The organism is Rhizobacter sp. P5_C2, assembly GCF_054049715.1.
In genome coordinates this window covers 37,680-51,576 of the sequence record NZ_JBFULV010000048.1, presented here as the reverse complement: position 1 = coordinate 51,576, position 13,897 = coordinate 37,680, and the positions used below count along the sequence as shown (strand labels likewise).

The 13,897-nt window shown below is 72.4% G+C and carries 14 protein-coding genes; 9 read left to right on the top strand and 5 right to left on the bottom strand.

What is annotated here, in order from left to right; translation table 11 throughout:
• The 3 genes from ACXJLU_RS18595 to ACXJLU_RS18585 form a co-directional block, all read left to right on the top strand.
• Window positions 1-1,291: ATP-binding cassette domain-containing protein (locus ACXJLU_RS18595; RefSeq protein ID WP_457333458.1), on the top strand; the 1,291-nt coding region annotated here is incomplete at its 5' end.
• Between the two features lie 86 nt (window positions 1,292-1,377).
• Window positions 1,378-1,839, top strand: a complete 462-nt coding sequence (locus ACXJLU_RS18590; RefSeq protein WP_457333456.1) for a (2Fe-2S)-binding protein — start codon at window positions 1,378-1,380, stop codon at window positions 1,837-1,839.
• Window positions 1,836-3,998 carry a xanthine dehydrogenase family protein molybdopterin-binding subunit gene (locus tag ACXJLU_RS18585; protein ID WP_457333454.1) on the top strand — a complete coding sequence of 721 codons (2,163 nt, stop codon included), beginning with the start codon at window positions 1,836-1,838 and terminating at the stop codon, window positions 3,996-3,998. Before ACXJLU_RS18590 ends, ACXJLU_RS18585 begins: the two co-directional genes overlap by 4 nt.
• A gap of 8 nt (window positions 3,999-4,006) precedes the next feature.
• On the opposite strand, the gene ACXJLU_RS18580 is transcribed toward ACXJLU_RS18585, so the two are convergent.
• Window positions 4,007-4,444: a hypothetical protein gene (locus ACXJLU_RS18580; protein WP_457333452.1), complete on the bottom strand. Its 438-nt coding sequence runs from the start codon at window positions 4,442-4,444 to the stop codon at window positions 4,007-4,009.
• A gap of 169 nt (window positions 4,445-4,613) precedes the next feature.
• Here ACXJLU_RS18580 and ACXJLU_RS18575 point away from each other — a divergent pair, with 169 nt between their 5' ends.
• The gene (locus ACXJLU_RS18575; RefSeq protein WP_457333450.1) at window positions 4,614-5,159 is read left to right on the top strand and encodes a hypothetical protein; all 546 of its coding nucleotides are present in this window, start codon (window positions 4,614-4,616) and stop codon (window positions 5,157-5,159) included.
• A 23-nt stretch (window positions 5,160-5,182) separates the two neighbouring features.
• Here ACXJLU_RS18575 and ACXJLU_RS18570 read toward each other — a convergent pair whose 3' ends face one another.
• Window positions 5,183-5,857: a ribosome-inactivating family protein gene (locus ACXJLU_RS18570; RefSeq protein ID WP_457333448.1), complete on the bottom strand. Its 675-nt coding sequence runs from the start codon at window positions 5,855-5,857 to the stop codon at window positions 5,183-5,185.
• A 215-nt stretch (window positions 5,858-6,072) separates the two neighbouring features.
• Here ACXJLU_RS18570 and ACXJLU_RS18565 point away from each other — a divergent pair, with 215 nt between their 5' ends.
• From ACXJLU_RS18565 to ACXJLU_RS18545, 5 genes are all read left to right on the top strand, one after another.
• Complete coding sequence (locus ACXJLU_RS18565) at window positions 6,073-7,197, top strand: zinc-binding metallopeptidase family protein (protein ID WP_457333446.1); 1,125 nt, start codon at window positions 6,073-6,075, stop codon at window positions 7,195-7,197.
• Window positions 7,194-7,403, top strand: coding sequence for a hypothetical protein (locus ACXJLU_RS18560; RefSeq protein ID WP_457333444.1), 210 nt, complete (start codon window positions 7,194-7,196; stop codon window positions 7,401-7,403). Before ACXJLU_RS18565 ends, ACXJLU_RS18560 begins: the two co-directional genes overlap by 4 nt.
• 87 nt (window positions 7,404-7,490) lie before the next feature.
• The gene (locus ACXJLU_RS18555) at window positions 7,491-7,952 is read left to right on the top strand and encodes an Rrf2 family transcriptional regulator (protein ID WP_457333442.1); all 462 of its coding nucleotides are present in this window, start codon (window positions 7,491-7,493) and stop codon (window positions 7,950-7,952) included.
• Complete coding sequence (locus ACXJLU_RS18550) at window positions 7,942-8,892, top strand: NAD(P)/FAD-dependent oxidoreductase (RefSeq protein ID WP_457333440.1); 951 nt, start codon at window positions 7,942-7,944, stop codon at window positions 8,890-8,892. The genes ACXJLU_RS18555 and ACXJLU_RS18550 overlap by 11 nt, the downstream gene beginning before the upstream one ends.
• Window positions 8,893-8,975: 83 nt before the next feature.
• On the top strand, window positions 8,976-10,403 hold the full coding sequence (locus tag ACXJLU_RS18545; RefSeq protein ID WP_457333438.1) for a CoA transferase: 1,428 nt from the start codon (window positions 8,976-8,978) through the stop codon (window positions 10,401-10,403).
• 9 nt (window positions 10,404-10,412) lie between these two features.
• Here the strand turns inward: ACXJLU_RS18545 and ACXJLU_RS18540 are convergent, their stop codons facing one another.
• The 3 genes from ACXJLU_RS18540 to ACXJLU_RS18530 are packed head-to-tail and all read right to left on the bottom strand — an operon-like array spanning window position 10,413 to window position 13,897.
• Window positions 10,413-11,768: a sigma 54-interacting transcriptional regulator gene (locus ACXJLU_RS18540; protein ID WP_073463120.1), complete on the bottom strand. Its 1,356-nt coding sequence runs from the start codon at window positions 11,766-11,768 to the stop codon at window positions 10,413-10,415.
• A 22-nt stretch (window positions 11,769-11,790) separates the two neighbouring features.
• The gene (locus ACXJLU_RS18535) at window positions 11,791-12,483 is read right to left on the bottom strand and encodes a hypothetical protein (RefSeq protein ID WP_457333435.1); all 693 of its coding nucleotides are present in this window, start codon (window positions 12,481-12,483) and stop codon (window positions 11,791-11,793) included.
• Window positions 12,473-13,897: a sensor histidine kinase gene (locus ACXJLU_RS18530; RefSeq protein ID WP_457333433.1), complete on the bottom strand. Its 1,425-nt coding sequence runs from the start codon at window positions 13,895-13,897 to the stop codon at window positions 12,473-12,475. The genes ACXJLU_RS18535 and ACXJLU_RS18530 overlap by 11 nt, the downstream gene beginning before the upstream one ends.

Here is a 13,897-nt window from a genome sequence, read left to right as displayed (position 1 = left end):
CGCGACGGCCGGCGACCTGCTGCTCGCGGACGGCCAGTGGGACCTGCCGGCGCGCACCGCGCAGGCGCTGGCCGACGCCGGGCTGTCCGGCCTCTCGCCCGGCACGCCGATGGCCGCGCTGAGCGGTGGCGAGCGCATGCGCGTCGCGCTGGCCGGCGCGATGGCCGCCGACGCCGACACCCTGGTGCTCGACGAGCCGAGCAACCACCTCGATGCGCCGGCGCGTGCGTGGCTGCAGCGCTGGCTGCGGCAGTGCCAGCGCCCGGTGGTGCTGGTGAGCCACGACCGGCAACTGCTGCGTGCGGTCGACCGCATCGTCGAACTCGGGCCGCGCGGCCTGTCGGTCTACGGTGGCGACTACGGCCTGTACGTCGCGCAACGCGATGCGCAGGCGGCCGCGGCCGGCGCGGCGCTCACCCATGCGCGCAACGAGCGCGACACCGCGCTGGCCCGGCTGCGCCGCGAGCACGACGCGCGGCAGCGCAAGCAGTCGCAAGCGCGCCGCAACGCCCGCAGCGCGAACCTGTCGGCGATCACGATCAACGGCATGCGCGAGACGGCCGAGGCCACGAACGCGCGCGACGTGAAACGCGACGCCGGCACCCGCCACGCGCTCGACGCCGCGGTGCGCGATGCCGAACGGCGCGTCGCGCAGGAGCCGGCGGTGTTCGTCGCGCTGCCGGCCAGCCGCGTCGTGCCCGGCAAGCTGGTGCTGCGCCTCGACGACCTGCAGTTGCCGCACGGCGAAGCGCCGGTGCGCGACGCGTCGTTCAGCGGCCCGGTGCGCATCGCGCTGACCGGCCCGAACGGCTGCGGCAAGAGCACGCTGCTGCGCGTGATCGCCGGCCTGCTGCCGCCGGCCGCGGGCAGCGCGACGCTGCATGTGCCGTTCGCGGTGCTCGACCAGGACGGCGCGGCCGCGCTGCCGGCGCAGCGCACGCTGCTGGAGCACCTGCGCGATCTCGACAGCCCGCTGCCGCCCGCCGAGTTGCGCACCCGCCTGGCCCAGCTGCGCCTGGGTGCGGCACACGTCGCGCTGCCGATGGGCGCGCTGAGTGCGGGCGAGCGACTGAAAGCCGCGCTCGCCTGCGCGCTGTGGCGCGGCCAGCCGGCCTGCCTGCTGTTGCTGGACGAGCCGACCAACCACCTCGACCTCGACAGCACGCTGGAGCTGCAGCGCGCGCTGCAGGGCTTCGAGGGCGCGCTGCTGGTGGCGAGCCACGATGCGGAGTTCATCGACGCGCTGCGACCGAGCCACCGGTGGCAGTGGCCGGCCGGCGGGACGTCCTGATTCGTGGGGTATCCGACCGACGCCGCGCGCGACGCGCGGCCATGCTTGCGTCCGCCTGTGGCCGTCGCCACGAAGCAGGAGCCCCCATGAAAGTGAACGGAACCCGGCGCAGCGCCGATGTCGACGGCGACACGCCCGTCTTGTGGGTGTTGCGCGACGTGCTCGGCATGACCGGTACCAAGTTCGGTTGCGGCGCCGGCCTGTGCGGCGCCTGCACGGTGCACGTCGACGGCGTTCCCACACGCTCGTGCATCACCAGCGTCGAATCGGTCGGCCGGGCCGACGTGACGACGATCGAGGCGCTGGCCGGCACCCGCATCGGCCGCGCGCTGCAGCACGCCTGGCTGGACCTCGAGGTCGTGCAGTGCGGCTACTGCCAGTCGGGCCAGCTGATGTCGGCCGCGGCGCTGCTGGCGGCGAACCGCGCGCCGAACGACGCCGACATCGACGCCGCGATGAGCGGCAACCTGTGCCGCTGCGGCACCTACCCGCGCATCCGCGACGGCATCCATGCCGCGGCCCGCGCGCTGTCGAAAGGCGCAACATGACCGCGCACCTCGACGACGCGACGCTGTCGCGCAGAAACTTCCTGAGCATCGGCGCCGCCGCCGGCGGCGGGCTGCTGGTCGGCGTGAGCCTGGGCCTGTCCGGCCCGGCCCGCGCGGCGCAGGCCGCGGCAGCGTTCGCACCGAACGCCTTCGTGCAGATCGCGCCCGACGGCCAGGTCACCGTCACGATGGGCTACATCGAGATGGGCCAGGGCACCTACACCAGCGTGCCGATGCTGATCGCCGAGGAGCTCGAGGTCGAGCTCGCGACGATCCGCGTGGCGCATGCGCCGCCCGACGACAAGCTGTACGCCAACCCGCTGCTCGGCTTCCAGGTCACCGGCGGCTCGACGACGATCCGCGCGGCCTTCGAGCCGCTGCGCCGGGCCGGCGCGGTCGCGCGCACGCTGCTCGTGCAGGCGGCGGCGCAGCGCTGGTCGGTGGAGCCGTCGGCCTGCCGAGCCGAGCGCGGGCAGGTGGTGCATGCGGCGAGCGGCCGCCGCCTCGGCTACGGCGCGCTGACCGCCAGCGCGGCGATGCTGCCCGAACCGAAGGAGGTCGTGCTGAAGCCGGCCTCGGCGTTCAAGCTGATCGGCACGCCCGCCCATCGCCTGGACACGCCCGACAAGGTGAACGGCAAGGCGCGCTACGGCATCGACGCCCAGGTGCCCGGCATGAAGATCGCGACGCTCGCGCAATCGCCGGTGCCGGGCGGCCGGCTGCGCCGCATTGACGAACGCGCGGCGCTGAAGGTGCGCGGCGTGCGCCGCATCGTGAAGCTCGACGATTGCGTCGCGGTGGTCGCCGACCACATGGGCGCCGCGAAGAAGGGCCTGGCGGCCCTCGCGATCGAATGGGACGACGGCCCGCACGCGACGCTCACCACCGCCGGCATCGTCGAATCGATGCGCGTGGCCTCGTTGCAGCCCGGCGCGACCGTGCGCCACGACGGCGATGCCGCGGCCGCGCTGGCCGGCGCCGCGACGCGGCTGGAGGCGGTGTACGAGGTGCCCTTCCTCGTGCACGCCGCGATGGAGCCGCTGAACTGCACGGTGCACGTGCGCCCGGACGGCTGCGACGTGTGGGTCGGCACGCAGGTGCTGTCACGCGCGCGGGCTGCGGCCGCGCAGGTGACCGGCCTGCCGCTGGACAAGGTGAAGGTGCACAACCACCTGCTGGGCGGCGGCTTCGGGCGCCGGCTGGAGGTGGACAGCGTCACGCGCGCGGTGCAGATCGCCAAGGGGCTCGACCACCCTGTGAAGGTGATCTGGACGCGCGAGGAAGACACGCAGCACGACATGTACAGGCCGTACTTCTTCGACCGCGTCGCCGCGGGGCTGGACGCGCAGGGCCGGCCGGTGGCGTGGACGCACCGGCTGACCGGCTCGTCGATCCTGAAGCGCTGGGCGCCGCCGCTCTACAACAACGGCTTCGACCCCGAGACCATTGACGGTGCCGCGCAGCCGCCGTATGCGTTCAAGAACATCCACGTCGACTACGTGAACCACGAGCCGCCGATCCCGACCGCGTTCTGGCGCGGCGTGGCGCCGACGCACAACGTCTTCGTCGTCGAGAGCTTCATCGACGAACTGGCCGCGGCCGCGAAGGCCGACCCGGTGGCGTACCGGCTCGACCTGCTGCAGCAGAACCCGCGCGCGAAGGCGGTGCTCGAACTGGCGGCGCAGAAGGCAGGCTGGGGGCGGGCGATGCCGGCACGGCACGGCCGCGGCGTGTCACTGCAGTTCGCGTTCGGCACTTACCTGGCGACGGTCGCCGAGGTGGCGGTCGCGGCCGATGGCAGCGTCAGCGTGCAGCGCGTGGTGTGCGCGGTCGATGCCGGCGTGATCGTCAACCCGGACACCGTGCGCGCCCAGCTGATGGGCGGCGTGATCTTCGGGATCTCGGGCGCGCTGTGGGGGCAGGCGACGCTCGCGAACGGGCGCATCGAGCAATCGAACTTCCACGACGTGCGCGTGGTGCGGATGAACGAGGCGCCGGCGATCGAGGTGCACCTGGTCGCGAGCGGCGAAACGCCCGGCGGCATGGGCGAGCCGGGCACCTCGGGCCTCGCGCCGGCGGTGACCAACGCGATCTTCGCGGCCACCGGCCGGCGGCTGCGCAAGCTGCCGGTGGACGCGGCAGCGCTGGCGTCAGCCTGACGGGGTCGTCACTTGGGCGCGCTGTCGTCCGGCATGACGGCCGAGGCCGCGTTCTCCGCCGGGCCGACGGTGCGCGTGACGAGCTCGCGGTAGATGCCGCCGTCGGCGGCGCTGCCGCTGGTCGTCCCTTGCCCGCGCATGCGCGCTTCGCAATCCTTGCGGTCCGCTATCGGCAATGCGGCGCATCGCTTGGTCGCGTTGCGGGCCAGGCTGGGGTCGGGATCGGGCAGGCGGCCGCCCTGGGCTGCGGCAAGCGCGGCGTTGGCCTCCTGCATGCAGGTCTTGCGGTCCTGATTGGAGCGCCCGCTGTTGCAGACAGCGCGGTCCTTCTCGAAGCGGGCACGGGCCGACTGCTGGGCCGTCTGGTCGGCGGCCATCGCGGCGGGAACGCTGAGCGCCATCAACGGCACCAGCGCGAGCGAGCGGAACAAGGTGGAAGTCTTCACGAGCGGCTCCTTCAAGCTGTGGATCGCTGAAGTCTGTGCACCATCGGGTTCGGAGTCTGTCGGACAGCGGGCCGAACGGAACGCAGGATCCGCCTACGTCGAACGCGCTGCACCACCCCCGCTTACCTTGCGTTGCGGACGCTGCCGCCGAATGCGGGAAAATCGCGCGATGCGAATCACCACCCCCCTGACTGCCGCCACCGTCTCCGCCCTGCTTGCCGCCCTGCTCGCCACCCAGGCGATCCCCGGCCTGGCGGCCACGCCCACCAACAGCGCCACGCTGCTCGCCCGCTCGACGCTGCTCGGCGTGCAGGGCGCGATGCGCGAGGCGCGGCTGGCCAACAAGATCAGCGTCGACGCCGCCACCTGCGTGCAGTCGCTGCAGCCGGCCGCGCTGGTGCCGGTCTTCGAGACCGCCGTGAAGGACAACTGGAGCGCGGCCGACATCGACGCCATCGAGGACTTCCTCGCGACACCGGCCGGACGCAAGTACACCGAGCGCAGCGCCGCGCAGGCCCGGCTCGATGCCGGCGGCACGCTGACCGCGCCGATGGCCGAGTACACCGAGGACGAGCTCGCCGCACTCGAGCGCTTCCGCAAGACGCCGGCCGGCACGCAGCTGGTGTCGCACAGCGAGTTCGCGAACCCGAAGTCGCGCCAGGCGATCCAGGCCCGGCTGCTGGAGTTGCTGACCGGGTGCCGCGCGGTGCCCTGAGCGGTCGCCTCAGTTTGGTGGGTTCACTTCGGCCGCTTCAGCACCGTGATGCTGCGCGCCGAGGCCTGCAACCCGGGCTCGACCTTCGCCAACTCGACACGCTCGCTGAAGTGCCGCTGCAACGGCGTCAACTCCGAGCGGCGCTTCAGCGCGATGCCGCGTGCGGTCGAAGTGATCGCGTTGAAGATGGATTCGCAAGCGGGGCCCCAGGCCCGCGCTTCCTGCAGCAGCTCACCGGCCGGCAACTGCGCCGACGCGCCCGGCAGGCCGGTCGTCACGACGCGCAGCAATTGGCCGACCTTGGCCGCGAGCGCATCGCTGCGCAGCGAGCCGGCCACGCACAGCACGATCAGCGACTGCGCCTCGACACGAGCCTGGCCGGTGGCGCGGGGCAAGGCGAGCAGCGCCTCGTCGAGCGCAGGCGCCTGCAGCCGGCGCGGATCGAGCCGTGCGCCGCCGGGCTCGAACGGCCCGCCATCGATGTGGGTCAGCTCGAGATCGCTTTCGCGCAAGCGCAGCGCGACGCCGCGCGCGCCGGCGCTCGGCAGCAGGTGAAGCTGGAAGCTCGCGTCGCCCGCGCGGCAGACCCGGTAGAAGCGGTTGTCGGCCCGGATCAGGTGCGTCTCTTCGGTGACCGCCTCGCGGATCTTGCGGATCTGCTCCGCCCAGTCGGGCGCCACACGCAGCGTGAACATCATCGGCCTGTCCCTTTCTTGCGGTCCTGTTCTGTGTCCCTGGACCTGAACGGCGATTGTGGTGAGCTTGCGTGACAGATGGAACCCGCCCTTCAGGGTGAACGGGCTCGCGCACTCCCCTCGTCCGGGGGGAATGGGCATCGAAAGCGCCATCGTCCTACACGCCGACGGCCACCTCGATGCCGGCCCGCGCCGCGGGTGCACCCTATCCTCGCCGCATGAAGACATTGGCTTGCGAACGCTGCGGACTGCGCGTGTTCTTCGAGAACGTGGCCTGCGAGCGCTGCGGCGCCGCGCTCGGCTTCGTGCCCGGCGAGCGCGAGATGGGCGCCTTCGAGATCGGTGCCGACGGCACGTGGCAGCGGCTGCGCGACGGAGCCGCCGCGCAGAAGCCCTGCCACAACTACACCAGCGTGCAGGCCTGCAACTGGATGGTGCCGGCCGACAGCGATGCGACGCTGTGCACCTCGTGCCAGACCACGCACATCCTGCCGGCGCTCAGCGAGCCCGACAACCTGGTGTCGTGGCAACTGATCGAGCAGGCCAAGCGGCGGCTGGTGTACAGCCTGCTGTCGCTCGGGCTGCCGGTGCGCAGCAAGGCCGTCGACCCCGAACACGGCGTGTGGTTCGAGTTCCTGCAGGAGCTGCAACCCGGCCAACGCGTGCTGACGGGCCACGACAACGGCATCATCACGCTGAACGTCGGCGAGGCCGACGACGCGCGCCGCGAACGGGCGCGCACCGAGATGCACGAGCCTTACCGCACGCTGCTCGGCCACTTCCGGCACGAGATCGGCCACTACTACTGGGACCTGCTGGTCGACGGCACGCCGTGGCTCGACGAGTTCCGCGAGCGGTTCGGCGACGAGCGCGCCGACTATGCGCAGGCGCTGCAGGCGCACTACGCGACGCCGCGCACCGACTGGCCGGAGCAGTTCGTCAGCGCCTATGCGAGCGCGCACCCGTGGGAAGACTGGGCCGAATGCTGGGCCCACTACCTGCATGTGCAGGATGGGCTGGAGACCGCGTCGGCCTGGGGCCTGCAGCTCGCCTCGCCGGGCGGCGAACCGGTGCGCGCGGTGGCGCTGGCGCCGCGCGACGGTGCGTTCGAGGCGGCACTGATCGAGCGCTGGCTGCCGATCTCGCAGTTCATCAACGCGATGGCGCGCAGCCTCGGCTCGCACGACGCCTACCCGTTCGTCGTGCCCGAGCCGGTGGTGCGCAAGCTGGCGTTCGTGCACCGCGTCGTGACGGCGGCGCGCAGCGCTGAACCGCCGCCCCCTGCATCGCCGAACGACATCCCCGCTGCCGCGGCAGCTTCATCCGAAGGACCTTCGCCATGACGACCCGCAACGACCGCTCCGCCCCGCCTTCGTACACGCCCGCCAGCACGCCGACCGCGCGCGAAGAAAAGCGCCCCGGCGTGCCGCCGCGGGACAAGGACAACGCACTGGAATCGATCGGCAAGGCGATCACCGAACCGGTGAACGGCGCCGCCGAACCGGATGAGAAGCAGCAGACGGGCGAGACGCGCAAGCCCCGACGCTGACGCCCCGTCCGCCGGATTGCCCTGCCACGCCTGGGGCTTTCCGGGTCGGTTTCGGCACCTCCAATATCATGCAACTCATAATGTTGCATGAAACGAGACAGCAAACTTTCCGGCGTCCTGCACGTGCTGTTGCACATGGCCGAGCAGGACGGGCCGGCCACGTCCGAATCGCTCGCCTCGGCGATGCAGACGAACCCCGTGGTCGTGCGCCGGCTGATGACCGGATTGCGTGAAGCCGGCTTCGTCGCGTCGGCCAAGGGACACGGTGGCGGATGGGTGCTGTCGTGCCCGCTGCACGACGTGACGCTCGCCGACATCCATGCGGCGCTTGGCGCGCCCGCGCTGCTCGCCTTCGGCAACCGCACCGAGAGCCCCGGCTGCCTCGTCGAGCAGGCGGTCAACGCGGCGCTCGACAGCGCCTGCCACGAGGCCGAGGCGCTGCTGCTGGCACGGCTCGGCCAGGTGACGCTCGCCGATCTGTCACGTGACTTCCACCACCGCCTGCAGGCCACTGGCCACACGATGAAGGACATCCACCATGCCCATTGAAACCCTCGATGCATCCGTCGACGCCGTCGTGATCGGCGGCAGCTTCGCCGGCCTGTCCGCGGCACTGCAGCTGGCCCGCGCCCGCCGCACGGTCGCGGTGGTCGATGACGGCGCACCGCGCAATCGCTTCGCGGCCCGGTCGCACGGCTTCTTCGCGCAGGACGGCACGCCGCCGCTGCAGCTGATCGCTGCCGCACGCGAACGCGTGCAGGCCTACCCGACGGTGCAGTTCGTCAGCGGCCGCGCGCTGCGGGCTCGCCGCGTGGACGACGGCAACGGTGACGGCGATGGCGGGCGGCAGTTCAGTGTCTCGCTCGACGATGGCCGCACGCTCGCCGCGCGCCGGCTGCTGCTGGCGATCGGCGTGCAGGACACCTTCCCCGACATCGACGGACTCGCGCCGCGCTGGGGCGCGAGCGTGCTGCACTGCCCGTACTGCCACGGCTACGAGGAGGCCGGTCGCCGCCTCGGCGTGCTGTCGGCCGGGCCGGCCTCGGTGCACCATGCGCTGCTGATCAAGGAGTGGGGCCCGACCACGCTGCTGCTGAACGGGCAGCCGCTGGCCGACGACGAGGCCCGGCGGCTGCGCGCACATTGCGTCGCGATCGAGCCCGCCGTGGTGCAGGCCCTCGAAGGGCCGCTGCCGCGGCTCAGCGCGGTGCGCCTCGCGGACGGACGGTCGCTGCCGCTGGAGGCGCTGTTCGTCGCGCCGCGCGTGCGCATCGGCCACGAACTGGTCGACTCCCTGGGCTGCGAACTCATCGATGGCCCATTCGGCCCGATGCTGCGCGTCGACGAGCTGAAGCAGACCAGCGTCCCCGGTGTCTACGCGGCCGGCGACGCCGCCCACCTGCGCCACAACGCCACCTTCGCATCGGCCGATGGTGTGCTGGCCGGCGTCTCGATGCACCATTCGCTGATCGCCGGACTGGGCGCTTGACGTGGGCGATCAAGGTGGGCGATTGACCGGCGCCGCGTCGCGGTGTCGAATGCGCGCCATCTTCACCCGCCTGGGAGCCTTGCGTGCCCATCGATGATCGTGATGCCGGTCCGGCGCAACGCGCGTTGTCCGGACTGTGGCGGCAGGCCGGCCTGCCGGCCGCGGCGCTCGACGCCATCGACGTGCCCGGCCACGCGCCGGTGCTGCCGAGCAGCTTCGCCGTCGCCGATGCGATCCAGGCCAGCATGGCCGCCGCGGCCGGTGCAGCGGCCGAGCTGTGGCACCTGCGCCATGGCCGCCGCCAGCGCGTGCTGGTGCCGCGCGAGCACGCGGTGCTGGAGAGCTGCGCGCACTTCACGCTCGACGGCCGCGCACCGCAGGTGTGGGACAAGCTGTCGGGGCTGTACCGCTGCGGCGAGACCCTCGGCGAGCCCGGCTGGGTGCGCCTGCATGCGAACTTCGCCCACCATCGCGATGGCGCGCTGACGCTGCTCGGTTGCCCGACCGGCGACGCCACCGAGCGCCCGGTGGTCGAGCAGGCCTTGCGCGGCTGGCGCGCCGAGGATTTCGAAGACGCCGCGGCGCAGGCCGGCCTGGTCGTCGCCGCGCTGCGCAGCTTCGAGGCCTGGGACCGGCACCCGCAAGCCCTCGCGCTGGCCGATCAACCGACGGTGCGCATCGAACGCATCGGCGACGCCGCCCCGCTCGCATGGCCGGACGCCGCCGTCGCCGATCGCCCGCTGCACGGCCTGCGCGTGCTCGACCTGACGCGCATCCTCGCGGGCCCGGTGGCCGGCCGCACGCTGGCGGCCTACGGGGCCGAGGTGCTGCTGCTGAACTCGCCGCAGCTGCCCAACATCGAGGCGATTGCCGAGACCAGCCGCGGCAAGCGCTCGGCCCACCTCGACCTGCGCGACGACGCGGGCCGTGAGCGGCTGCGTGCCTTGCTGGCCGATGCGCACGTGTTCGTGCAGGGCTACCGGCCGGGCGGCTTGGCGACGCTCGGTTTCGCGCCAGAGCAGCTCGCGGCGCTGCGGCCAGGCATCGTCGCGGTGTCGCTGTCCGCCTACGGATCGACCGGCCCGTGGTCGGCGCGGCGCGGTTTCGATTCGCTGGTGCAGACCGCCACCGGCTTCAACGATGCCGAGGCGCGCGCGGCCGGCGCCGCGAAGCCGCAGGCCCTGCCGCTGCAGGCCCTCGACTACGCCGCCGGCTACCTGCTGGCCTTCGGCGCGCAGGCCGCGCTGTGGCGCCAGGCGTGCGAAGGCGGCAGCTGGCATGTGCAGGTGTCGCTGGCGGGGGTCGGCCACTGGCTGCGCTCGCTCGGGCGGGTCGACCACGGACTGACCGCGAAGGCGCCCGACATCGCACCGTTGCTCGTCAGCGAGCCCTCGGGCTTCGGCCGCCTGGTCGCGGCGCGCCATGCGGCGCAGTTTGCCGAGACACCGCCGCTGTGGCGCTGGCCGTCGATGCCACCGGGGACGCATCCCGCCGCGTGGCCGACATGCTGAACGCGCCGCTCAGTCCGCGTCGCCCGAACCCGCCTTGAACTGCCCCGGCGTCAGCCCGCTGCGCTGCAGCAGCCGGTAGAACTCGGTGCGGTTGCGGTCGGCCAGCCGGGCCGCATCGGCCGCGTTGCCGTCGGTGAGCTTCAGCAGCCCGACCAGGTAGTCGCGCTCGAAGCGCTCGCGCGCCTGCGCATAGGTCAGCACCTCGACCGACGGCACGCGCAGCGCGCGCTGCACCAGCGTCAGCGGGATCAGCGGCGTGGTCGTCAGCGCGCACACCTGCTCGACCACGTTGTGCAGCTGGCGCACGTTGCCGGGCCAGCTCGCGGTGGTCAGCGCCTTCATCGCCTCGGGCGCGAAGCCGTTGAAGCGCTTGCCGTATTTCTCGCCCAGCTTCGCGAGGAAGTGGTTCACCAGCAGCGGGATGTCGTCGCGCCGCTCGGCCAGCGTCGGCAGGTGCAGCGACACCACGTTGAGCCGGTAGTACAGGTCTTCGCGGAACTGGCCTTCGGCCATCGCCGCATCGAGGTCGCGGTGCGTGGCCGACAGGATGCGCACGTCGACCGGCAGCGCCTGGCTCGCGCCGACCGGCCGCACCGAGCGCTCCTGCAGCACGCGCAGCAGCTTGACCTGCAGCGCCGGCGGCATGTCGCCGATCTCGTCGAGGAACAGCGTGCCGCCGTCGGCGGTGACGAACAGGCCGCGGTGGTTGGCGACCGCGCCGGTGAACGAGCCCTTCACGTGGCCGAACAGCTCGGATTCGAGCAAGGCCTCGGGGATCGCGCTGCAGTTCACCGCGACGAACGGCTTCGCGGCGCGCGCGCTGGCGCGGTGGATGGCCTGCGCGAGCAGCTCCTTGCCGCTGCCGCTCTCGCCGCGGATCAGCACGCTCGCATCGGACGCGGCCACCATCTTGGCCTCGCCGAGCAGCTCGGTCATCGCGTTCGAGCGGCTGACGATCGCGGCACGCCACGCGCCGTCGCCGTCTTCGGCCTGCGGCACCGGCGGCGCCAGCGCGAGCGCCTGGTTCACCTTGTCGAGCAGCGCCTTGCCGTCGAACGGCTTGGTCAGGTAGCTGAACACGCCGCGCGCAGTGGCCTCGACCGCATCGGGGATGGTGCCGTGCGCCGTCAGCAGGATCACCGGCAGCGCCGGATGGCGCGCGCGGATCTCATCGAACAGCGCCAGCCCGTCGCGCCCGGGCAGCTGCACGTCGCTCACCACCAGCTGCGGCCGCGCGACGGCCAGCTGCGTCAGCGCCGCCTCGGCCGATTCGACCGAGGTCACGCGGTGGCCGGCCGCGCCGAGCCGCATCGACAGCAGCTTCAGCAGGTCGGGGTCGTCGTCGACGAGCAGGATGTTGGCCATGGGGAGCGAAGGCAGCGGCGCGTCAGGGCGCCTTCGGGGCGGACGGCACCGAGGCGGCCGCTGGCGCGGCCGGCACCGGGGTCACCGGCACCGCAGCGGCGCCCGAGCCGGGCCGGGTCGTCATGCTGCGCTCGATCGCCTTCAGCGCCTCGAGCTTTTCATTGAGCTGCTGCAGCGTGCGCTGCTGGTCGCGGCGCTGCGCGGCCTCGCGGTTGAAGGCGTCCTCGAGCCGGCGCTGCTCGGTGACGCGCGCGAGCAGCAGGCGCGCCATCGGCTGCCAGGGCTGCAGCTCGGGGGCGCCGGCCTTCACGACCGATTCGAGCAACTGCACCGCACGTGCCACGTCGCCGCCGTTGTGCTGCTGCGAGAGCGCGAGCGCCAGTTCGAGCACCGCGCCGGTCGGCGCCGCGGCGCTGTTCGCGCTGACGATGGCGTTCAGCCGCGTGATCTCGTTGCCGAGGTCGGCCGCCGGCATCTGACGGATTTGCTCGTGGTAGCCGAGGATCTGGCGCGACACCTGGTCGGCCGGCTCGATCGGCGCCGGCACCATGATCACGACGGCAGAAGCCGCGGGTGCAGCCGGCAGCGGGGCCGACGCGGCAGGCGCCGGCGGCGGCACCTCGACCGGTGGCGTCACGCAGGCCGCCAACAGCGTGACCAACAGCGGCGTGGCCAGCCAGGCGGGAGCGCAACGAAGGGCAGGACTAACGCGCATGGGGCAATTCGATGTGAAAGTGAGCGCCGGAGCCGCCGTCGTCCATCAGTTCGACCTGGCCGCCATGGGCCGTGACGTACTCGTGCACGATGGACAGGCCGATGCCGCTGCCGCGCACCGCGTCGCCCGGCTGGCGTTCGCCGCGGTAGAAGGGCTCGAACACGCGGGCCCGGTCGGCAGCCGCAACGCCCGGGCCCTGGTCGACGATGTCGATGCAGGCACGGCCGGGCACGCGGGTCACGGAAAAACGGATGGTAGCGCCCAGCGGGCTGAAGCGTATCGCGTTCGACAAAAGGTTACCCAGCGCGGTGCCGAGCTTGTCGGCATCGACCTCGGCGCTGAGCGGCTCGCCCTCGACCAGCACGCTGAGCTGGCGGGCCTGCCACTGCAGCCGCTGCTGGGCGACCAGGTCCTTGATCAGTGCGGTGAGTTCGGTCTTGCGGCGCACCAGCTGGCGGGCCTCGAAGGCCGCGGCATTGAAGCGCAGCAGGTCCTCGATCTGGCTTTGCAGCACGTGGGTGTTCTGGCGCAGGATGCGCGCGACCTCGCGCTGGTTCTCGCTGAGCTCGCCGGTGACGCCGTCCTCGAGCAGCGAGACGCCTTCGCGCAGCGCGGCCAGCGGCGTCTTCAGCTCGTGCGAGACGTGGCGCAGGAAGCGCGACTTGTCGGAATCGAGCTCGGCCAGCCGCAGCCGCAGCCATTCGAGGCGGCGCCCGAGCAGGCGCACGTCGGTCGGGCCCTGGATGTCGATCGGCTGGTCGAGCCGGTTCTCGCCGAGGCTGACGACGGCGCGCTCCAGGCGCTTGAGCGGCCGCGCGAGCCACAGGCCGAAGCCGAGCGCCATCACGATCGAGATGCCGATCGCCGCGAGGATCTGCCGGCCGAGCTGGGTGCGGCCGGCCTCGAGCTCGTTCATCAGCACCTGGTTGCGCGCCTCGGTGGCCAGGCGCACCTGCTCGGCGATCGCGGCATTGATCGATTCGAGTTCGCGGAACGCGGTGGTGACGGTGACCTCGCGCAGCCGGATCGCCGGCTCGGGGCCGCTCAGCTGGGCCTCGATGTCGGCCTCGGTGGCGCGCCAGTCGGCGGCCAGGTTCGACGGGATGCGGTTGTCGGCCAGGCGGGCGAGCGCCGAGGTGGCGTCGCGCGCGGCCTCTTCGAAGCGCTGGCGCAGCACCGGGTCGTCGAGCACCAGGTACTGGCGCGCGGCACGCTCCATCGCGACGGTGCGTTCGGCCAGCACCTGCGCATCGGCGGTGTGCGCGACGGCCTGGCGCGCACCCTCGCTGCTCTGGCGCAGCAGGCCTTCGAGCTGGAACAGGCCGCGCAGCGAGGCCGCGCTGAGCAGCGCGGCGATCAGCAGGAAGGCGACGAGCAGCAGCTGGCGGAAGGAGTAGCGGTTGAGGCTGAACAT

Bases quoted from the DNA above. Each gene is read 5' to 3' on its own strand.
- ACXJLU_RS18570 (WP_457333448.1), bottom strand. From the start codon at position 5,857: ATGATGTTCACGCTGCGTGTGGCGCCCGACTGGGCGGAGCAGATCCGC.
- ACXJLU_RS18575 (WP_457333450.1), top strand. From the start codon at position 4,614: ATGCGAATCACCACCCCCCTGACTGCCGCCACCGTCTCCGCCCTGCTT.
- ACXJLU_RS18585 (WP_457333454.1), top strand. From the start codon at position 1,836: ATGACCGCGCACCTCGACGACGCGACGCTGTCGCGCAGAAACTTCCTG.
- ACXJLU_RS18590 (WP_457333456.1), top strand. From the start codon at position 1,378: ATGAAAGTGAACGGAACCCGGCGCAGCGCCGATGTCGACGGCGACACG.
- ACXJLU_RS18535 (WP_457333435.1), bottom strand. From the start codon at position 12,483: ATGCGCGTTAGTCCTGCCCTTCGTTGCGCTCCCGCCTGGCTGGCCACG.
- ACXJLU_RS18560 (WP_457333444.1), top strand. From the start codon at position 7,194: ATGACGACCCGCAACGACCGCTCCGCCCCGCCTTCGTACACGCCCGCC.
- ACXJLU_RS18550 (WP_457333440.1), top strand. From the start codon at position 7,942: ATGCCCATTGAAACCCTCGATGCATCCGTCGACGCCGTCGTGATCGGC.
- ACXJLU_RS18565 (WP_457333446.1), top strand. From the start codon at position 6,073: ATGAAGACATTGGCTTGCGAACGCTGCGGACTGCGCGTGTTCTTCGAG.
- ACXJLU_RS18540 (WP_073463120.1), bottom strand. From the start codon at position 11,768: ATGGCCAACATCCTGCTCGTCGACGACGACCCCGACCTGCTGAAGCTG.
- ACXJLU_RS18555 (WP_457333442.1), top strand. From the start codon at position 7,491: ATGAAACGAGACAGCAAACTTTCCGGCGTCCTGCACGTGCTGTTGCAC.
- ACXJLU_RS18530 (WP_457333433.1), bottom strand. From the start codon at position 13,897: ATGTTCAGCCTCAACCGCTACTCCTTCCGCCAGCTGCTGCTCGTCGCC.